General features: G+C 71.8%; 16 protein-coding genes. 13 read left to right on the top strand and 3 right to left on the bottom strand.

Annotation, left to right across the window (positions count from 1 at the left end; all coding sequences use genetic code 11):
- Positions 1-200: 200 nt before the first annotated feature.
- The gene (locus OOK41_RS24485) at positions 201-809 is read left to right on the top strand and encodes a TetR/AcrR family transcriptional regulator (protein WP_117669561.1); all 609 of its coding nucleotides are present in this window, start codon (positions 201-203) and stop codon (positions 807-809) included.
- Between the two features lie 121 nt (positions 810-930).
- Here the strand turns inward: OOK41_RS24485 and lhgO are convergent, their stop codons facing one another.
- The gene (gene lhgO / locus OOK41_RS24480; protein WP_266266847.1) at positions 931-2,127 is read right to left on the bottom strand and encodes an L-2-hydroxyglutarate oxidase; all 1,197 of its coding nucleotides are present in this window, start codon (positions 2,125-2,127) and stop codon (positions 931-933) included.
- Positions 2,128-2,247: 120 nt separating this feature from the next.
- Here lhgO and OOK41_RS24475 point away from each other — a divergent pair, with 120 nt between their 5' ends.
- The 9 genes from OOK41_RS24475 to OOK41_RS24435 all read left to right on the top strand — a co-directional run bounded on the left by OOK41_RS24475 (position 2,248) and on the right by OOK41_RS24435 (position 11,226).
- Positions 2,248-3,387: a DegT/DnrJ/EryC1/StrS aminotransferase family protein gene (locus OOK41_RS24475; protein WP_266266846.1), complete on the top strand. Its 1,140-nt coding sequence runs from the start codon at positions 2,248-2,250 to the stop codon at positions 3,385-3,387.
- Positions 3,388-3,413: 26 nt separating this feature from the next.
- Positions 3,414-4,346 carry an NAD-dependent epimerase/dehydratase family protein gene (locus OOK41_RS24470; protein ID WP_117669496.1) on the top strand — a complete coding sequence of 311 codons (933 nt, stop codon included), beginning with the start codon at positions 3,414-3,416 and terminating at the stop codon, positions 4,344-4,346.
- 339 nt (positions 4,347-4,685) lie between these two features.
- Positions 4,686-5,876 (top strand): glycosyltransferase family 4 protein, encoded by a 1,191-nt coding sequence (locus OOK41_RS24465; protein WP_165878155.1) that lies wholly within the window; start codon positions 4,686-4,688, stop codon positions 5,874-5,876.
- Between the two features lie 2 nt (positions 5,877-5,878).
- The gene (locus OOK41_RS24460) at positions 5,879-6,505 is read left to right on the top strand and encodes a DapH/DapD/GlmU-related protein (RefSeq protein WP_266267963.1); all 627 of its coding nucleotides are present in this window, start codon (positions 5,879-5,881) and stop codon (positions 6,503-6,505) included.
- 37 nt (positions 6,506-6,542) lie between these two features.
- On the top strand, positions 6,543-6,782 hold the full coding sequence (locus OOK41_RS24455) for an acyl carrier protein (protein WP_266266845.1): 240 nt from the start codon (positions 6,543-6,545) through the stop codon (positions 6,780-6,782).
- The gene (locus OOK41_RS24450; RefSeq protein WP_117669492.1) at positions 6,775-7,530 is read left to right on the top strand and encodes an SDR family NAD(P)-dependent oxidoreductase; all 756 of its coding nucleotides are present in this window, start codon (positions 6,775-6,777) and stop codon (positions 7,528-7,530) included. Before OOK41_RS24455 ends, OOK41_RS24450 begins: the two co-directional genes overlap by 8 nt.
- The gene (locus OOK41_RS24445) at positions 7,527-8,948 is read left to right on the top strand and encodes an AMP-binding protein (RefSeq protein WP_117669491.1); all 1,422 of its coding nucleotides are present in this window, start codon (positions 7,527-7,529) and stop codon (positions 8,946-8,948) included. Before OOK41_RS24450 ends, OOK41_RS24445 begins: the two co-directional genes overlap by 4 nt.
- Complete coding sequence (locus tag OOK41_RS24440; RefSeq protein ID WP_117669490.1) at positions 8,945-9,991, top strand: acyl-protein synthetase; 1,047 nt, start codon at positions 8,945-8,947, stop codon at positions 9,989-9,991. The genes OOK41_RS24445 and OOK41_RS24440 overlap by 4 nt, the downstream gene beginning before the upstream one ends.
- Positions 9,988-11,226 (top strand): acyl-CoA reductase, encoded by a 1,239-nt coding sequence (locus tag OOK41_RS24435; RefSeq protein WP_165878154.1) that lies wholly within the window; start codon positions 9,988-9,990, stop codon positions 11,224-11,226. Before OOK41_RS24440 ends, OOK41_RS24435 begins: the two co-directional genes overlap by 4 nt.
- Before the next feature lie 67 nt (positions 11,227-11,293).
- Here OOK41_RS24435 and OOK41_RS24430 read toward each other — a convergent pair whose 3' ends face one another.
- Complete coding sequence (locus tag OOK41_RS24430) at positions 11,294-12,361, bottom strand: lysylphosphatidylglycerol synthase domain-containing protein (protein WP_266266844.1); 1,068 nt, start codon at positions 12,359-12,361, stop codon at positions 11,294-11,296.
- Positions 12,362-12,561: 200 nt separating this feature from the next.
- Between OOK41_RS24430 and OOK41_RS24425 the strand changes: the two genes are divergently transcribed.
- Positions 12,562-13,662 (top strand): DegT/DnrJ/EryC1/StrS aminotransferase family protein, encoded by a 1,101-nt coding sequence (locus OOK41_RS24425; protein ID WP_266266843.1) that lies wholly within the window; start codon positions 12,562-12,564, stop codon positions 13,660-13,662.
- Positions 13,659-14,627: a Gfo/Idh/MocA family protein gene (locus OOK41_RS24420; RefSeq protein WP_117669486.1), complete on the top strand. Its 969-nt coding sequence runs from the start codon at positions 13,659-13,661 to the stop codon at positions 14,625-14,627. Before OOK41_RS24425 ends, OOK41_RS24420 begins: the two co-directional genes overlap by 4 nt.
- Positions 14,628-14,728: 101 nt before the next feature.
- Here OOK41_RS24420 and OOK41_RS24415 read toward each other — a convergent pair whose 3' ends face one another.
- Positions 14,729-16,807, bottom strand: coding sequence for a DUF6541 family protein (locus OOK41_RS24415; RefSeq protein ID WP_266266842.1), 2,079 nt, complete (start codon positions 16,805-16,807; stop codon positions 14,729-14,731).
- Positions 16,808-17,319: 512 nt separating this feature from the next.
- Between OOK41_RS24415 and OOK41_RS24410 the strand changes: the two genes are divergently transcribed.
- Positions 17,320-19,077 carry a CDP-glycerol glycerophosphotransferase family protein gene (locus OOK41_RS24410; RefSeq protein WP_266266841.1) on the top strand — a complete coding sequence of 586 codons (1,758 nt, stop codon included), beginning with the start codon at positions 17,320-17,322 and terminating at the stop codon, positions 19,075-19,077.
- Positions 19,078-19,107 lie beyond the last annotated feature (30 nt).

The raw sequence follows: 19,107 nt of genomic DNA, 5'->3' as shown, positions 1-19,107 counted from the left end.
ATTCGAACTCATCGAGCGTGGCCGGTGCGTGGAGCGCCGCCTCGTCGCTGCGTGGAAGGTAGTCCATAAACACGTCGGGACGCAACCGTAGCGTCGTTGCGGTACATTGTCCCACGTGACCGCCGAGAAGAGTCTCCTGTGACACCCGAGAAGAGTCTGCCGTGAGCACCGAGAAGAGGCGGGCGCCGGCCGGCGCGGCGGTGCTCCGGGGCGAGATCACCACGGCCATCCGCCGGGCGCTGATGCAGGAGCTCGCCGCGGTCGGCTACGGCCGGCTCTCCATCGAGGCGGTCGCCCGCCGGGCCGGGGTCAGCAAGACGGCGATCTACCGGCGGTGGAGCTCCAAGCTGGAACTGGTTCTGGAGATCGTCGTCGCGGCGGCCGGCAGCAAGCTGCCGGCGCTGGACACCGGCACCCTGCGCGGCGACCTCACCCTGCTGTTCAAGCTGGTCACCCACGCCCTGAGCCACCCGCTGGCCTCGCAGATCATCCCGGACCTGCTGGCCGAGGCGGCCCGCAACCCCGAGATCGACGAGACCCTCCAGGTGGTGCTGCGGGCCAAGCAGCAGGAGATCGGCGGGTCGCTGGTCGCCCGGGCCGTCCAGCGCGGCGAGCTGCCCGCCGGCACCGATCCGGGCGCGGCCGTGGACCTCGTCGTCGGGCCGCTCTACTGGCGGCTGGCGATCGCCCGGTCCACCCCGACCCAGGCGTACCTCGACGTGCTGGTGGAGGCCGTGGCGGCCGGCCTCGGCGCGGCACCGGCCGTGCCGAGGCAGCGGGACGCCGCCCTGCCGGCCACCCCCGCCTGAGCCGCCCCGTGCCGCCCCCGGTCGCCGGCCGCGAGCCCGCCGGAGCCGGCGGCGCGGGTTCCGGCGGGCCGGCGGCACCCGGTCGGCCGACGGTGTGGGATTCCGGCGGGCCGGGCGGGGGTCAGCGGCCGGCGTCGAGCGGGAGCCGGGAGACGATGTGCCGGGCGATCTCCAGCGAGCTGGTCGCGGCGGGGGAGGGGGCGTTGAGCACGTGTACCTGCCGGTCCGCCTCGACGATCAGGAAGTCGTCGACCAGGCCGCCGTCGGGCAGGATCGCCTGGGCGCGCACCCCGGCGCCGGCCGGGACGATGTCCGCCGGGGTCAGCTCCGGCACCAGCCGGGCCAGGCTCGCGGCGAACTTCTTCCTCGACAGCGACCGGGCCACCTCGGTCAGGCCGTACCGGTAGTGCCGGCGGGCCAGCGCCCACAGCCCGCGGTAGGACAGCTCGTCCCAGACGTCGCGCGGGCTGACCCGGCCCCACGAGTAGCCCTCCCGGGCGGTGGCCAGCACGGCGTTGGGACCGGCGTGCACGCTGCCGTCGATCATCTTGGTCAGGTGCACCCCGAGGAACGGGAACTGCGGGTCCGGCACCGGGTAGATCAGCCCCCGCACCAGGTCCCGCCGCCGCAGGGTCAGCTCGTAGTACTCGCCCCGGAACGGCACGATCCGCACCGGCGTGGGCACCCCGGCCAGTCGGGAGATCCGGTCGGCGTGCAGGCCCGCGCAGTTGATCAGCACGTCGCCGACCACCTCGCCGGTGGTGGTGGTGACCACCACCCCGTCGGGCCGGTTGGCCACCCCGGTCACCTCGGTACGGGTACGCAGGTCCGCCCCGCCGGCGGCGAGCAGCTCGGCGAGCTTGCGGCAGACCGCGCCGAAGTCGACGATGCCGGTCGAGGCGACGTGCAGGGCGGCGACGGCGGCCACGTGCGGCTCGTGCTCGGCGGCCTCGGCCGCGTCGACCAGCCGCACCGGCAGGCCGTTGGCGCTCGCCCGCTCGTGCAGGGCGTGCAGCCGGGGCAGCTCCGCCGGGTCGGTGGCGACGATCAGCTTGCCGCAGATGTCGTACGTCAGCCCGTGCTCGGCGCAGAACTCGACCATCGACGCGCTGCCGGCCTTGCACATGGTGGCCTTCAGGCTGCCCGGCTTGTAGTAGACGCCGGCGTGGATCACGCCCGAGTTGTGGCCGGTCTGGTGCGCCGCCCAGCCGGGCTCCTTCTCCAGCACGGTCACCGAGTCGCCGGGGCGGTCGGTCACCAGCCGGTGCGCCACCGCCAGGCCGACGATGCCGCCACCCACGACCACGAACCTTGTCATCTCATCTCCCCTGCCGGGCGCCGGCCACAGATGGTAACGAAGTCGCCCGGCGCGCCCGATTCGCGTCCGACCCGTACAGGTGGCCTAGACTGCTGCGGGTCCAATTTCTCGGGGAGTCACATGTCTGAGGTCATCGCGCTCGGTCAGCCCACGGTCGGTGAGGCCGAACTCGCCGCCATCGCCGAGGTCTTCGCCTCCGGTTGGCTCGCGGGCTCCGGTCCCACCAGCCGGCGGTTCGAGGAGCGTTTCGCCGCCGCCGTCGGCACCCGGCACGCGCTCGCCACCAGCAACTGCGGGTCGGCGCTGCACCTGGCGCTGCTCACCCTCGGCGTCAAGCCCGGCGACGAGGTGATCGTCGGCGACTACACGTTCCCGGCCACCGGCCACTCGGTGATGTGGACCGGCGCGAAGCCGGTCTTCGCCGACGTCCGGCCGGACATCTGGACCGTCGACCCGGCCGCGGTCGAGGCGGCGGTCACCCCACGCACCGTCGGCATCATCGCCGTCGACGCCTTCGGCCAGCCCGCCGACTACGACGAACTGCGCGCCGTCGCCGACCGGCACGGGCTGTTCCTGGTCGAGGACGCCGCCTGCTCGGCCGGCGCGACCTACAAGGGCCGCCCCGCCGGCAGCCTGGCCGACGTGGCCACCTTCAGCTTCCACGGCCGCAAGGGCATCACCGCCGGCGAGGGCGGGGCGTACGTCACCGACCGCGAGGACCTCGCCGCGCACGCCCGCAAGCTGCACACCTACGGGGTGGAGGGCGCGCTCACCCGCGCCGAGCTGTCCCACCTGCCGATCCCGACCTTCACCGAGCTCGGCTACAACTACCGGCTCTCCGACGTGGCCGCGGCGATCATGATCGCCCAGCTCGACCGGCTGCCGGACCTGCTGGCCGCGAAGCGGCGCACCGCCGCCCGCTACGGCGAACTGCTCAAGGACCACGAGCTGATCACCACCCCGTATGAGGCGCCGGACCGCGAGCACCCGTGGCAGTCGTACGTGGTCACCCTCGACCCCTCGGTGGACCGCGGCGCGGTCGCCCTCGCGCTGCGCCAGCGCGGCGTGCAGTGCACCTTCGGCACGTACGCCTCGCACCTGCAGCCGCTCTACGGCCAGACCGACCCGTGCCCGGTGTCGGCGGACCTGTTCGCCCGGCACCTGGCCATCCCGATGCACGCCAACCTCACCGACGCCCAGGTCGAGACCGTCGCCGCCACCCTGGTCGACGTCGTCACCAGCGCGGCCACCGGCCGCTGATCCCCCCAGGAAGGACACTGTCCGCCATGTCGAAGCAGACCGTCTTCATCACCGGAGGCGCGGGCTTCATCGGCCTGCACGTGGTGCCGTTGTTGCTGGAGAAGGGCTACCGGGTCCGCATCTTCGACAACATGTTCCGGGGCGACCGGGACCGCGTCGCGGAGCTGGTGGCCACCGGCGACGTCGAGCTGATCGACCAGGACGTCCGCTACGGCGGCGCCGTGCACGCGGCCATGAAGGGCTGCGAGTACGTCATCCACCTGGCCGCCGTCTCGATCAACAAGAGCCAGGCCGACCCGCACGAGTCGATCGACATCAACATGGTCGGCAACCACAACGTCTTCGCCGCCGCCGCCGACCACGGGGTGAAGCGGCTCGTGTTCGCCTCCTCCGCCTCGGTTTACGGCGACCCGCAGAAGCTGCCGATGCACGAGGACGACCGGCTCGACCCGCTCACCCCGTACTGCATCTCCAAGCGGGCCGGCGAGGACCTGCTCGCCTTCTACCAGCGCAGCAAGGGCCTCAACTGGATCGCCCTGCGCTTCTTCAACGTCTACGGGCCCGGCCAGAAGCCGACCGCCTACTACACCTCGGTGATCAACCACTTCGTCAAGCGGCTGAAGAACGGCGAGCCGCCGGTCATCGACGGCAAGGGCGAGCAGTCGATGGACTTCATCCACGTCCACGACATCGCCCGGTCGGTGGTGGCCGCGATGGAGGCCGAGCAGGGCAACGTGCCGGTCAACATCGGCACCGGCCTCGACACCTCGGTCGCCGCCCTCGCCGAGATCCTGATCAAGGCGGTCGGGGTGGACGTGGAGCCGCAGTTCAACCCGCGCGAGGTGCTGGTCAGCCGCCGGGCGGCGGACATCACCCGGGCCCGCGAGGTGCTCGGCTGGGAGCCGACCATCGCCGTCGGGGACGGGATGACGGACCTGATCAAGACCGAGGTGGCGTGACCCAGCCGCCGTCCGCCGGGGGCCTGTCGTCGCACGGGCTCCCGGCGAACCCGTTCTGCGGCGGCGTTCGATGCCCGGAGACCGGTGCTTGGACCGGCGCGTCCATGGGTCGCGCGTCGACCGCCGGGCTGGCCTGAAGCGGACGGGTAGGCCGCCGTACGCGCGCCGCCGCCGCGTCCCGTGTCGATCAACCTCGACCGGAGCCCGTCGCCGATCCCTCCAGAGCTGCGGTAGCGTAGGCCGGCGTCGCCTCCCGGCAGATCCCCCAGCCCGCCCGTACCATCCACCGGTGGGCCCGGACCCCCCGCCCCCACACCGACCTCGACAGGAGTTACCGCTGTGCGGATCGCGGTCGTCAACAACTTCTTCCCCCCTCGACCAGGCGGGAGTTCCCACCTCGCCGCGGCGTTGGCGGAACGCTACGCCGCCGCCGGGCACGAGGTGCTCGTCCTGACGGCTGCCTACCGGGACACGCCGGCCGAGGAGGTGCGCGACGGTTACCGGGTTGTCCGGCTGCCGGCGATGCCGATGCCGAAGCTCGGTCTGTCCATCGACTTCGACATGGCCTTCGCCCTGGCCCGCCCCGGCAACCTGCGCCGGGTTTCCCGGCTGCTGGCCGAGTTCAAGCCGGACGTGATCCACCAGCACGGGCAGTTCTTCGACCTGAGCTGGATCTCCGGCTGGTACGCGCGTCGCCACCGGGTCCCGGTGCTGCTCTCCATCCACACCCGCCTGGAGAGCCCGGACCCGAAGTACGCGGCGCTGTTCCGGATGCTGGACCGGTTCATGGTCAAGCCCATCATCCGCCGGTTCCGGCCCCGCTACGTCATCATGGACGAGCTGGCCGCCCGTTACTGTGCGGAGCGTTACGGCGCGACCACGGCGGATTTCGACTACATTCCGGTCGCGGTGGAGCCGAGCCGCTTCGACAGCAGGCCGGAGACCGACGTGCGTGCCCGGCACGGCGTTGGCGATGTGCCGCTGATCGTCTCCCTGGGGCACGTGATCCCGCTGCGGGACCGGCTGGCCCTGGTGGAGGCGCTGCCGACCGTCCTGGCGAAGCACCCGGACACCAAGGTCATGATCATTGGTCGGGTCTACTTCGACGCGTTCGCGAGGAGGGCCGCGCAGCTGGGGGTCAGCGACGCGATCATCACCACCGGCGCGGTGCCGTCGGCGGACGTGCCGGCGTACTTCGCCGCTGCCGACGTGGTGGCCCACGACCTGCAGGGCGGTGGCTTCGGCACCGCCAGCCTGGAGGCGATGGCGGCGGGCCGGGCGACGATCGGCACGGTGACCGAGACCAACTTCCCGGCCGTGCACCTGCGCAACTGGGAGAACTTCGTGCTGGTCCGTCCGAACGACCCGGCCGACCTCGCCGACGCCGTGATCCGGCTGTTCGACGAGCCGGAGGAGCGGGAGTGGATCGCCAAGCGCCAGCGGGACCTGGTGTACTCGCACTTCACCCTGGACGTGGTCACTCGCAAGCACCTGGACGTGTTCGAGCGGATGGTGGGTGAGCGCGCGTGACGATGTTCTCCGACGACGAGCGCAGCAACCGCCTGCGCACGGCCATCCTCAACGACTTCGTCGGCGGCTTCCTCAACGACGTGGAGCGGGCCCGGCACCTCGGCCTGCCCGAGACCACCCGGATCCGCGAGCGGACGAAGATCGTCAGCCCGGAGAACCTGGTGATGGGCGAGCACTGCTGGATCGGGGAGAACACGGTCCTCGACGCCAGCGGCGGCCTGGAGATCGGCGAGCACACCAGCATCGGCCTGAACTGTCTGGTGTTCACCCACTCCAGCTGGCTGGCGAACATGATGCTGGAGAACCACTCCGGCAGCGACCTCATCGAGCGCAAGCCGGTGCGGATCGGCAAGGGTTGCTTCATCGGCGGCAACAGCGTGATCATGATGGGGGTCACCATCGGTGACTGCGCCACGGTCAGCCCGCTGTCGGTGGTGACCAAGGACGTTCCGGCATACAGTCTGGTATCGGGTAACCCGGCCCGGGTCTTCCAGCGGTACGACGAGAAGCACATCCAGGCCGAGGCCGAACGGGTCCGGGCGGAGAACGCCGCCCGTCGCGCGGAGGCGCAGGCGCGCGGAGAGACCCCGGTCTGGGGCTCGCCGGCCGGGCGCCGCGACGGGCAGTGACGACAACCCTCACTGATTCAACGGAGAAAATGCGATCATGACCCTCAACGACCGCCTGCGCACCGTCTTCGTGGACGCCCTGGAACTGCCCGAGGGCACCGACGTGGAGAACCTCAACTACCGCGGCATCGAGCAGTGGGACTCTCTGGGGCACATGACCCTGGTCGCCGCCATCGAGGACGAGTTCGACGTGCAGCTCGAGACCGAGCAGGTCATCGACATGAGCAGCTTCAAGGTCGCCCTCGACATGCTGCGGGGCCTCGGCGTCGATGAGTGAGCTGACCGGCCGGGTGGCCCTGGTCACCGGTGGTACGCGCGGCATCGGCCTGGCCACCGCCCGAGCGCTCGCCGAGGCGGGCGCCACGGTCGTCGTCACCGGCCGCGACGCCGCTCGGGCCGAGCAGGTGGGCAAGGAGTTCGGCGGGCACGGCGTAGGGCTGGACGTCGCGGACTTCGACGCGGTCGGCGCCACCGTCAAGCAGGTCACCGCGGCGCACGGCGGGCTGGACGTGCTGGTCGCCAACGCCGGGATCATGGAGAGCGGCCTGCTCGGGATGATGCGCGCCGACGACGTGCGCCGCACCCTCGACGTCAACGTGGCCGGAACGGTCGCGGCGGTCCAGGCCGCCGGCCGGGCGATGGCCCGCAAGCGCAGGGCCGAAGACGGCACCGAGCGGCGGGGCGGTTCCATCGTGCTGCTCGCCTCGGTCGTCGGGACGTACGGCGCGGCCGGTCAGTCGGTCTACGCGGCGTCGAAGGCCGCCGTGGCCGCGCTGGCCCGCTCCGCCGCTCGGGAGTTGGGCAGCCGGGGGATCCGGGTCAACGCCGTCGCGCCCGGGGTCATCCGCACCGACCTCACGGCGGCACTACCGGCGGAGGTGCTGGACCGGCAGGCGTCAGCCGCCGCGCTCGGCCGCCTCGGCGACCCGAAGGAGGTGGCGGACGTCATCCGGTTCCTCGCCGGCGACGCGGCCCGGTATGTGACGGGTCAGGTGCTCGGCGTCGATGGAGGGCTCGTGCCGTGAACCTGATCGCCCCGACCGCTCGGCTGATCGACGCCGCCACCGGAGGCGTCCTCGGGGGTGACGACCTCGCCGCCCAGGTGGAGCGGCACGCCACCGCGTACGCCGGTCTTCCGCCCGGGGTGGTCTTCGCCCGCAGCGGCACCTCGGTGGCCGCGGTGCTGCGGTATGTCGGTGCGCTGCGCGCCGACCGCCCGGTGGCGCCGCTGGACCCGTCGCTGGACCCGGCCGTGCTGGCGGACTTCGTCCGGCGCTTCGAGCCGGCCGTGGTGGTCGGCCTGGCCGAGGGCGGCGCCGGTGCCACCCCCGGTGAGCGGCCCAAGCAGTACCGCCACGTCGACGACCCGGCCCTCGGGTCGGTCTGGGTCCGCGAGCGGCCGTCGACCGACCAGCCCCACCCCGACCTCGCGGTGCTGCTGGCGACCTCGGGCTCGACCGGGGACCCGAAGTTCGTCCGGCTCTCCCGGGGCGCGGTGGAGTCCAACGCCGCCGCGATCGGGCGGGCGTTGGCCATCGGCCCGGCCGAGATCGCCCCGACCAGCCTGCCGCTGTATTACAGCTTCGGCATGTCCGTGCTGAACAGCCACCTGGCGGCCGGCGCGACGGTGCTGGTGGTCGACGGCGGGGTGCTGGCCCGCGAGTTCTGGCAGGCCGTGCAGACCCACGGCGCGACGTCGCTGGCCGGGGTGCCCTACAACTACGAGATGCTGCACCGGATCCGGTGGAGCCCGGCGAAGTACCCGTCGTTGCGTACCCTCACCCAGGCCGGCGGCAAGTTGCGCGACGAGATGATCCTCGCCTACCACGAGAAGATCGCCGCGGTCGGCGGCCGGTTCCACGTCATGTGGGGCTGCACCGAGGCCGCGCCGCGGATGAGCACCCTGCCGGCGGATGCCCTGCCCGACCGGGTCGGCTCGGTCGGCCCGGCCCTGGACGGCGGGTCGTTCGCCGTGCTCGGCGAGGACGGTGTGGAGACCGACCGCCCCGGTGTGGTCGGTGAGCTGGTCTACCGCGGCCCGAACGTGATGATGGGTTACGCCGAGAGCTCGGCCGACCTCACCCGGGGGGACGAGCAGGGCGGGACGCTGCGTACCGGTGATCTCGGCCACCTCGACGAGGACGGGTTCGTCTGGCTCCGCGGTCGTCTCAAGCGGTTCGGCAAGATCTTCGGCATTCGGGTCAACCTGCACGACATCGAGGAGATGGCCCGCGAGCAGGGACCAGTGGTGGCGGTCTCCGGTCCCGACAAGGTCGTCGTCTTCGTCGAGCAGCTCACCGACGACGCGGCCAGGGCGCTGGCCGGCCGGTTCTCCGAGCGGCTCAAGCTGCACCGGTCCGGCTTCGACATCCGTGCCATCGAGCGGTTGCCGCAGCTGCCCAACGGCAAGATCGATTACCGCTCCCTGGAGGCGCTGGTATGACTCTGTTCACCCTCGACCAGGCGGCCCGTGAGGCGAAGCTGCTGCCCGAGCTGGTTGAGCTGACCGAACACCACCGGGCCAACAGTCGGGAGTACGCCCGGCTGCTCGCCGCCCTGGGTCATCTGCCCGGCCGTCGGTACGACCGGATCGCCGACCTGCCCTGGCTGCCGGTGCGGCTGTTCAAGCACCACACGCTGAAGAGCATCCCCGACGACCAGGTCTTCAAGGTGCTCACCTCGTCCGGCACCACCGGAGACGTGAGCCGTGTCTACCTGGACAGGGACGCCGCCGGGGTCCAGCAGAAAATGCTCTCCGCCACGTTGAGCACGGTGATCGGGGCCAAGCGGCTGCCGATGCTGCTGGTCGACACGAAGGCGCTGTTCAAGAACCGCAACTCGTTCTCGGCCCGCGGCGCCGGAGTGCTCGGCCTGATGAACTTCGGCCGGGAGCACACCTTCGTCCTCGACGAGCAGGAGCAGCCCGACCTGGACGCGGTGCGTGTCTTCCTGGACAAGCACGGCGACCAGCCGTTCCTCATCTTCGGCTTCACCTTCATGACCTGGCTCTACCTCTACGAGCTGGCCCGGGACAACAAGTTCGACCTGAGCAACGGCATCCTGATCCACAGCGGCGGCTGGAAGAAGCTGGTCGACCGCGCGGTGGACAACGCCGAGTTCCGCCGCCGGTTCACCGAGGACACCGGCCTGACCCGGATCCACAGCTTCTACGGAATGGTCGAGCAGATCGGCACGACCTTCCTGGAAGGGCCGGACGGCGGCGGGCTCTACTGCCCCGAATTCTCCGACATCATCGTCCGGGACCCGCGCACCTGGGAGGAGGTGCCGGTCGGCACCCCGGGCGTGGTCCAGGTGATCAGCACGATGCCCCGGTCGTACCCGGGGCACATCCTGCTCACCGAGGACCAGGGCGTCATACACGGCATCGACGACGGCGTCTGGCCCGGCAAGCGCTTCTCCATCCTGGGCCGGCTACCCCGTGCCGAGGCCCGTGGTTGCAGCGACACGTTCGCGGAGGCGGCATGAGCAGCAAGGTCATCGAGCGGTTCCCGGCCGGCGGCGCGGTCGCCGTCGACGACCTGGTCACCGCCCTGCGCGCGGCCCCGGCCGGTGGTCCGCTGACCGTCGGCGACGAACGGGTGGTCGACTTCCTGGTGGCGTTCGCCCGGCGGCTGCTCCGCCCGGCGGTCGCCCGCCGGCACCCGGAGTTGGCCTCGCTCGGCTTCTTCCTACGTCGAGGGGAGATCGCCAAGGCACTCCACCGGGTGGCTGACGAGCCGGGTCAGCTGCGTTTCCCCCGGGGACTGGTCTTCCACGTCCCACCGGCCAACGTGGACACCATCTTCGTCTACTCGTGGGCGTTGTCCGCGCTGGCCGGTAACGCCAACGTCGTCCGGATCTCGTCCCGCTCGGCCGGGGCAGCCGACGTGGTGCTCGACGCGCTCAACGACACCCTTGCCGACGCCGCGGAGGCGGTCCGGCAGAGCCAGCGGATGATCACCTACGGCCGCGACGACGCGGTGACCGCCGCGCTCTCCGCCGCCGCAGACCTGCGGGTTGTCTGGGGCGGCGACCGTTCGGTCACCGAGATCCGCCGGCACCCCCTCGCCCCGCACGCCCGGGACCTGACCTTCCCGGACCGCTCCTCGTTCACCGTGATCGGTGCGGCGGGCTGGCTCACGGCGAACGAGCGGGACCGCGCCGCCGCCGCCCTCGGCTTCTACAACGACTCCTACTGGTTCGACCAGGCGGCCTGCGCCTCCCCCCGGACGGTGTACTGGGTCGGCGACCCGGCGACGGCCGAGGCCGCCCGCGCGGACCTGCTGGCCCGCCTGCGGACGGTGCTGAACGACAAGCGGCCGGAGGTCGACGCCGCGATGGCGGTGGAGAAGCGGGTGGCCACCTATGGCCTGGCCGTCGAGGGAGCGGCCACGGCCATCCACTTCGACGGCAACGACCTGGCGACCGTCGACCTGGCCGAGCCGGGGGCCATCCCGCGTCGCTGGCTCGGCATCGGGACGTTCCCGCAGGCGCGGGTGGAGGCCCTCGTGGACCTCGCGCCGGTGGTGGTCCGGCGGGACCAGACCGTCACCCACTTCGGGTTCAGCAGTGCGGAACTGGTCGCCTTCGCCCGGGCCCTCGGCGGTCGCGGAGTGGACCGGATCGTCCCGGTGGGCGACGCGCTGAACTTCGCCGCCACCTGGGACGGGTACGACCTGATGCGGGAGTTCACCCGCATCACCAGCGTCGTCACTCGCTGAAGTCCGCCGGACGACGAACGGGCCCGATCACGCCGGAGTGATCGGGCCCGTTCGTGCGTGCGTCGTGCTACTCGGTGGCTGGTGCCACCTGCGCCGGGGCACCCTGGCGCAGCTGACGCACCCCGGACAGGGCGGCCAGGCCGGCGGCGATGACGTCGGCGATGGTGAAGATGAGCCGGGACGCCAGTGCGATGCCCATGGCCGCGCCGACGCCGCCGCTGCCGACCAGGAACGGCGCCAGCGCGGCGACCAGCACGGCCTCCCGCACACCGAGCCCGGAAGGGGAGAGGAAGGCGAACATACCCACGGTCATCGCGATCGCGAAGGAGCCGATGCTGCGCAGCAGGCCCTCCATCCCCGGGGCGGCCTGGGCGTTGGCCAGCAGCCACAGGTGCACCCCGAACAGGCTGTAGCCCAGGGCGCTCCAGCCGACCACGCGCAGCACCCCCGGCCAGGTGAGCCGGTTCTCCAGGGGCGGCCGGCGCAGCACCTTCAGGGCGAGCTGGACGAGCATGGTGAGCACCCGTGGCACGGCGCAGACCAGCGCGATCGGGAACAGCCCCGCCACGATCCAGAGCGCCACCCGGACCGAGTCGGCGTAGCTGGAGTCGGTGGCGCCGGCGGCGTTCCGCAGCGCCGGCAGGCTCAGCAGCCCGAGGCCGAGCGCGGCGGTCACACTGAGGCCGACGGTGACCAGGGTGGCCAGGAAGGCCCGGGCCCGGGGCAGGCCGGCCCGCTTGCTCAGCTCGATCTGGAGCACGTACGCCCAGACGCTGCCCGGGACGTACTTGCCCAGCTGCCCGACCAGGCAGATCCGCAGCGCGGCGGTGACGGACACCCGGTGCTCCAGGTCGTCCACGGCGGCCCGCCAGGCCATCGTGTTGGCGACCATGCCCAGCAGGGCCGCCAGGACGGAGAGCGCCACCGACTGCCAGGCCAGGCCGAGCCAGGTGGAGCGGACCTGGGGCCACTGGTCGACGACGCTCCAGACCATCCCGGCGGCGATGGCCCCGATGACGACCACCCGTACACCCAGCGACAGCCAGCGCTTCAGCGGGCTGACCGGGACCGACGGGGCGGGGGACGCCGGCGCGTTCGTGACGGCGGCGTCCTTCCGCGCGGCGGTCTCTACCATGCGTTACCTGCCTCCGCGTCGCATTCACCCGTTGCCGGAATGGGGTGGTCAGAGCAAGGCACTACACTAGCCCAGGCTGCGCGCCCGCAGGCACCCGGCGCGCTCGATGCGGAATCCGTCGACGACGGACCACCTGTCCCGTCGAAGTCCGCCGCTGTTACCGTCTGCTCGCTGCCACCGATCCCCCAAGGAGAGACGCTGTGATCCCCATTTCCGTCGTCAAACTCGACGAGGCGGCCGAACAGCTGGCGGTCGAGGTGATCCGTTCAGGAGTGTTGGCACAGGGTCCGATGGTCGCCCGGCTGGAGCGCGAGTTCGCCGACGTCGTCGGAGTGGAGCACGCGGTGGCCGTCAACAACGGTACGACCGCGCTGGTCGCGGCCCTGGAGGTGCTCGACCTCCAGCCCGGTGACGAGGTCGTCACCAGCCCGTTCACCTTCGTCGCCACCTTGAACGCGATCCTTGAGGCCGGTGCCACCGCGCGCTTCGCCGACATCCGCGAGGAGGACTTCTGCCTCGACCCCGAGGCCCTCGGCGCCGCGATCGGGCCGCGGACGAAGGTCGTGATGCCGGTACACCTGTACGGCCAGCCGGCCGACATGGGTGGGATCGTGCCGCTGGTCGAGCGGCATGGGCTGGGCCTGGTCGAGGACACCGCGCAGTCGCTCGGCGCGACGATCGACGGGCGCGGCGCCGGCAGCTTCGGTCTGGGCACCTTCTCTCTCTACGCCACGAAGAACCTCACCACCGGTGAGGGCGGGATGATCACCACCAACGACGCCACCCTCGCCGACCGGCTGCGCGTGCTGCGCAACCAGGGCATGCGGCAGCGTTACCAGTACGAGGTGGCCGGCCACAACTACCGGCTCACCGACCTCCAGGCGGCCCTCGGCATCCCGCAGCTTGCCAGCTACGGGGACAACGTCAAGCGCCGCAAGGACAACGCCACCCGGCTCTCCGCCGGTCTGGCGGACGTGCCTGGCCTGCGGCTGCCGACCGAGCTGCCGGGCCGCTCGCACGTCTGGCACCAGTACACCGTGCTGGTCACCGACGCCGCGCCGGTCACCCGGGACGAGGTGGTCGCCCGGCTGACCGAGCAGGGCGTGGGCTGTGGGATCTACTACCCGAAGACGGTCTACGACTACGACTGCTACCGCGAGCACCCCCGGGTGGTCGCGGACCCGGCCCCGGTCGCCGACCGGGTGGTCCGGCAGTGCGTCTCCCTCCCGGTGCACCACCACCTCGCCGACGGCGACGTGGACCGGGTGGTCGAGGCCGTCCGCAAGGCGGTGGGAGCGTGACCGCCCCTGTGCGTTTTGCCCTGGTAGGCACGGGTGTGATGGGTTCCCTGCACGCCCGGGTCATCTCCCAGTCCTCCCGGGCCAGGCTGGCCCGCGTGATCGAGCCCCGGGAGACGGTAGGCCGGGATATCGCCGACCGGTACGGCGCCTCCTGGGCGCCGGACCTGTCCGACCTCTCCGACATCGACGCGGTGATCATCGCCGCCCCCACCGAGTTTCACCGTGGCCTCGCCGAGGAAGTCCTCGGCGCGGACAAGCCGCTGCTGATCGAGAAGCCGGTCTGCGGCAGCCTGAACGAGACCGAGGACATCGTCGCGATCGCCGAGAAGCGGCGACTGCCGCTGCTCTGCGGTCTGCTGGAGCGCTTCAATCCGGCCGTGCTGACCGCGTTCGCGCTCATCCACCGCCCGGTGCACCTCACCGTAACCCGGCACTCCCCGTACGCTCCCCGCATCCGCACCGGCGTGGCGTGGGACCTGCTGGTGCACGACGTCGACCTGGCGATCCAGGCGTTCGGCGGCCAGGAGCCGACCTCGACGCGGGGCGCGTTGGGATACTTCCACCCGGACTCCGTCGCGGGCGCGGAGGACGTCGCCGAGGCGGTGCTGACCTTCGGCAACACCGCACTGGCCAACATCTCGGCGAGCCGGATCGGTCAGCGCAAGGTGCGGACGCTGGTCATCAGCGAGGTGGACCGGCTGATCGAGGCGGACCTGATCCGCAAGGACGTCACGATCTACCGGCACGTGTCGCTGGACGCGGCGACGCCGGACGGCCGCGGATACCGGCAGCAGAGCATCATGGAGGTGCCCGAGCTGGTGTCGAACCGGGAGCCGCTGGCCGCCCAACTCGACCACTTCCTCGACATCCTCGACGGGCGCCTCGACGCGGACGTGGAGCGCCAGCGGCTGCTCCCCGCCCACCGCGCGGTGGCCGCTGTCATCGGGGACAACAAGGGTCACTGAGCGGTCCCACGCTGAAGGGCGTCGCCGACGACGTCGGCGACGCCCTTCAGCACGTCTGGGGTGGCGACGGTGACCCCGGCCGGGCCGGGGTCACCGGCCGGTCATCCGCCGGGGTTGGCGCAGGCGCGTCCCTCGTCGGTGACCTGGTAGATGTTGATACTCCCGAACCTCTGGACCAGTTTCACCCGGCCACTGGCGTCCAGCCGGGCCGGGGTGTAGTGCTTCTCCCAGCCGCCCGGTAGCACCCGGCCACCGCCGACGACCACGTACTCGACGCCGAACCGGTCCACCTCGCACCCCGCCGGGATGGCCGCCTCGTTGTCGACCAACCAGTTCCAGGCGTCCCAGCGGCGCTTGTAGTTCTGTACGTCAAAGACGGGCAGAGGAGGCAGCCCGAACAGCACCGGCGTGCCGTAGTCCACGTACGACCAGGTCATGAACTGCCGGTGCCGGTCATACGCCACGACCTTGCCCTGCGGCGTGTTCGCCGCCAACCACTCGTACGTGCGGACGTAGTTCTCGCCGACCGGGGCGCGGCGCTTGAACTCGCCCCGGATCGGGTGCCAGGTCTCCGGCAGCACGGCGAGCACGCTCAGCGTGACCAGCAGGACCGAGGCGGCCACCGCGGCCGGCACGGTCGACCCACGCAGCGTTCTCGCCCGCGTCACCAGGCGGGTCGCCAGCCACTGGATCGCCAGGCCGATGGCCACCGCGCCGGCCACCGCCAGCAGGCCGTACACCGGCAGGATCATCGAGCGCAACCGCTCCCGTACGCCGTACCAGAGGCCGGACACGAACATCGCGGGCGCCGAGTCGGAGCTGGTGGTCCACACCCCGACGGCGGTGAACAGGACACCGGTGAACAGCCACGGTCGGGCCCAGCGCAGCTGACGGAACACCAGGCAGAGCGGGGAGGCGATCAGGCAGGCAAGGGTGATGATCAGGCCGACCCGGATGGCCGGCACGCTGAGCTGGTAGTCCGCGCCCCCCGGGGGTGGAAAGCCCAGCAGAGCGTAACGCTGCTGGTCGGTGACCCAGTACTCGAACGCCTCGCCCCACCTGCCGAGCAGGGCGGGCTCGTTCTGCTCGCGTTCGCCGTTGGCGCTGGTCAATGCGTTGATGAACGGTATCAACGCGCCGATGCCGCCGACCACCGCAGCCACCACGCCGGCGGCCGCGTGGCGGACCGAGAACGGGTGGCGCAGCAGCACCAGCAGGCTCAGCGCCAGCACGGCGACGACGAGGACGTCGTAGGTGTGCGACATGATCAACCCGGCCCCGGACAGGCCGGCCAGCAGACCGAGCCGCACCGGGTGCGGGCCGCGCAACGCGAGCGCGCCGAGCAGGGCGATCCCGACCGCCATGGCCGGACCGGTCTGCTGGGTGATCCGGCCGGTGACCACCGAGTACCACAGCGGGCCGAGGAAGGTGGGGGCGAGCGCTGCGCAGGCCGCGACGACCGGGCGGCCGCCGAGCACCCGGACGCAGGCGTACACCCCGGCGACCAGGGCGAGCGGCCCGACCAGGATCGACCAGGCGGTCATCGCGACACTGATCCGACCGCCGGTCAGCTCCGTGGCCTGCGCCCAGGCGACGTTCGTGGCCAGCGGGTAGAAGGAACAGCCGACCGCTGGCTCGGTGGAGCCGGTGCTGCACGCCGACTCGATTGCCGCGTGGCCGGTGTCCAGGATGCGTCGGGTGAAGTAGCCGTGGTTCATCGCGTCCCAGCCGGGGGGCGCGATGAGCCGGCCGAGCAGCAGCCACCCGTACGCCACGCTGAGCACCGACGGGACCGCCATACCGAGCACGTCCGCCCAGCCGGGACGTGCCGGTCGCTGCCGGAGGCGGGCGAGCAGTGCGGCGCGGCGCGCGGACGCCGGAGCCGCCCCGCCGTCCTCGGCCCCGGTCTCCCGGCCCCCGGCGGGAGCGGGCCAGCCCCGGCCGAACAGCCGGGAGACCAGCACCGCCGCGCCGGCCAGCAGCAGTTCCACCACCAGCACTGCCGAGGCGCTGTCGGGCAGTCCCAGCTTGGGCAGCCACCCCATCGCGATCGTGGTCAGGCCGAGGGTCAGCGCCGGCGCCGTCGCCCACACCGCCCAGCGGTAGCGCCCGGGCGGCACGACGAAACCGAGCAGAGCCCCGGGTAGGACGGCCACGGCCAGGGCGACGAGACTGGTCAACACAGGTTCCCCTTCCGGCGGGCAGTCGCCGACGCCGATTTCGGCGGCAACACTATCGGAAAGAGCTGGAACCGACGTGCGGCCGACCGAGCGCCTCCGCCACGGATGCGGGGGCGGCGTCCCCGGCTGTGCCGGTTCGTCCCTCAGCGGACGGCTGACCGTTTTCGCGACGATGGGTCGGAAAGTCATGGGTTAACCCGAGCGAGGGCGTGCCGATCCCTCGCGTTAAGGTCGCAACGACGTTTCGGCTGCCGGCGATGACAGACTGGATCCAGGAAACCGAGATGGCACGTGACCTGAATGGTGGTGGACCGCCTCCCGTCAGGGCCGCGACCGTCCGACCGCGCGGTCAACCCGGGCGGGGCTCCCCGGAGCACTGCGGGACAGGCCCGTCAGGTGTCGCCGAGCGGGAACACGACCATGGCCCGCCGCCGGAAGCTCATCGGATGGGCCCAGTAGTGCCGCCGGCCAACGGGCTCCGCCCGTCGTTGACTTCATAGGGAGACTGATCCTTGTTCGGCTCGTTGCTCCAGCGGGTGGGGGTCGCTGCCCGCGGCGCCCTGCTCCTGTTGTCCTATCTGGTCATGCTCGCCGCCGGAACGTTGGGCTGGACCGCCGTGTTCGCCGTCTCCGGCGCGGCGGCGGCATTGGGCGAGTTCGCGCTCGCCCGATGGTCCAAGCCGTCGGAAGTCCTGTTGGAGAAGGTCGGCCTCGGCCTCGGCTACCGGCAGTTGGCCCGGGACCTGTCGGCCGTGCTGCTGGTGGCCGCCACGGTGGACCTCACCGCGGCGCAGCTCACCCTGGTCCTCCTGCTCCCGGCGGTGGTCTGGGTGATCTCGGTCTTCGCCGGGGCGCTGAACACGATGATCGACCGGCGTAACCCGGTCTCCGCGCTGGTGCGCAACATCGACCTCGGCCCCATGCGCTCGGCGCCGAGCCCGCCGCAGTGGGCGGCCGGGGTCGCCGGTGAGCGGCTCGCCATGGTCAACGTGCTGCTGGTGCCGGCGGCGCTGCTCTCGGCCGCCTGGGACGACGCCGCGCCGATGCTGGCCGGCGGCGCCGCCGCCGCGCTCTCCGCGGCGGTGGCCGGCGGCATCGTCGCGCTGACCTGGCTGCGCGGCCGGGGCACCGGCCAGAGCCCGCTGCTGCCCGCCGTGCAGCGGTGGCTGGACACCCACCGTCCGGAGGTGGCCGTCTACTTCGCCGGCCCGGCCAAGGACGTCTACCAGGCCAACATGTGGCTCGCCCCGACCGAGGCCCTCCAGCGGCGGGCGGTGGTGCTGATGCGCAGCCGGGAGGCGTTCGCGGAGCTGGCCGACACCCGGCTGCCGGTGATCTGCGTGCCGGCCGGCGTGGACTTCATGAACCTGGAGCTGGGCAGCGTCCGGGCGACCCTGTACGCGGCCAACGTCGGCGCCAACATCCACATGCTGCGCGAACCGGGCATGAAGCACGTCTTCGTCGGGCACGGCGACAGCGACAAGCAGGCCAGCGTCAACCCGTACAGCAAGGTGTACGACGAGGTGTGGGTGGCCGGCCTCGCCGGGCGGGAGCGGTACGCCCGGGCCGGCGTCGGGGTGCTCGACGCCGACATCGTGGAGATCGGCCGCCCCCAGCTCGCCGGCGTGCACACCTTCGGCGCGGAGTCGGTCGACCGGCCGTTCACCGTGCTCTACGCCCCGACCTGGGAGGGGTGGCTCGACGACGATCCGTACCACACCTCGCTGGTGCTGATGGGGGAGCGGATCGTCAAGGGGCTGCTGGCGGCCCGGCCGGCGGTGCGGCTGATCTACAAGCCGCACCCGCTGACCGGCACCCGGGCCAAGGAGGCCCGCGCCGTGCACGAGCGGGTGGTCGCGGCGATCCGGGCGGCGGGCGGCGACCCCGACGCCACCTCGCTGGACGGCACCGCCCACCTGGTGGTCACCGGCCGCACCCCGGCGCTGTTCGACTGCTTCAACCAGACCGACCTGCTGGTCAGCGACATCTCCAGCGTGGTCTCGGACTTCGTGCAGAGCCAGCGCCCGTACGTGGTGGCCAACCCGAGCGGGCTGCCGGAGGACGAGTTCCGGCGCAACTTCCCCACCTCGCGGGGGGCGTACCTGCTCTCGAAGGACTGCGGCGAGCTGGAGAAGATCGTCGCCCTGACCCGGGCCGGCGACGACCCGATGACCGAGGCGCGCCGCGAGCTGAAGATCTACCTGCTCGGCCCCGACGAGCCGAACCCGATGGAGCGGTTCCGGCAGGAGATCGGCCGGCTCTGCGGCTGACCCGCCCGCCGCACGAGGAAGGGGGACGGC

The sequence above is a fragment of the Micromonospora sp. NBC_01655 genome, assembly GCF_026339755.1.
In the GTDB taxonomy this organism is placed as follows: domain Bacteria; phylum Actinomycetota; class Actinomycetes; order Mycobacteriales; family Micromonosporaceae; genus Micromonospora.
The sequence above is the reverse complement of the archived record's forward strand: the minus strand, read 5'-3'. Positions and strand labels throughout refer to the sequence as shown.

What these genes read in the sequence shown, in the direction of transcription:
- OOK41_RS24455 (WP_266266845.1), top strand. Translation starts at nt 6,543, where the DNA reads ATGACCCTCAACGACCGCCTGCGCACCGTCTTCGTGGACGCCCTGGAA.
- OOK41_RS24470 (WP_117669496.1), top strand. Translation starts at nt 3,414, where the DNA reads ATGTCGAAGCAGACCGTCTTCATCACCGGAGGCGCGGGCTTCATCGGC.
- OOK41_RS24450 (WP_117669492.1), top strand. Translation starts at nt 6,775, where the DNA reads ATGAGTGAGCTGACCGGCCGGGTGGCCCTGGTCACCGGTGGTACGCGC.
- OOK41_RS24460 (WP_266267963.1), top strand. Translation starts at nt 5,879, where the DNA reads ATGTTCTCCGACGACGAGCGCAGCAACCGCCTGCGCACGGCCATCCTC.
- OOK41_RS24435 (WP_165878154.1), top strand. Translation starts at nt 9,988, where the DNA reads ATGAGCAGCAAGGTCATCGAGCGGTTCCCGGCCGGCGGCGCGGTCGCC.
- OOK41_RS24430 (WP_266266844.1), bottom strand. Translation starts at nt 12,361, where the DNA reads ATGGTAGAGACCGCCGCGCGGAAGGACGCCGCCGTCACGAACGCGCCG.
- OOK41_RS24440 (WP_117669490.1), top strand. Translation starts at nt 8,945, where the DNA reads ATGACTCTGTTCACCCTCGACCAGGCGGCCCGTGAGGCGAAGCTGCTG.
- lhgO (WP_266266847.1), bottom strand. Translation starts at nt 2,127, where the DNA reads ATGACAAGGTTCGTGGTCGTGGGTGGCGGCATCGTCGGCCTGGCGGTG.
- OOK41_RS24475 (WP_266266846.1), top strand. Translation starts at nt 2,248, where the DNA reads ATGTCTGAGGTCATCGCGCTCGGTCAGCCCACGGTCGGTGAGGCCGAA.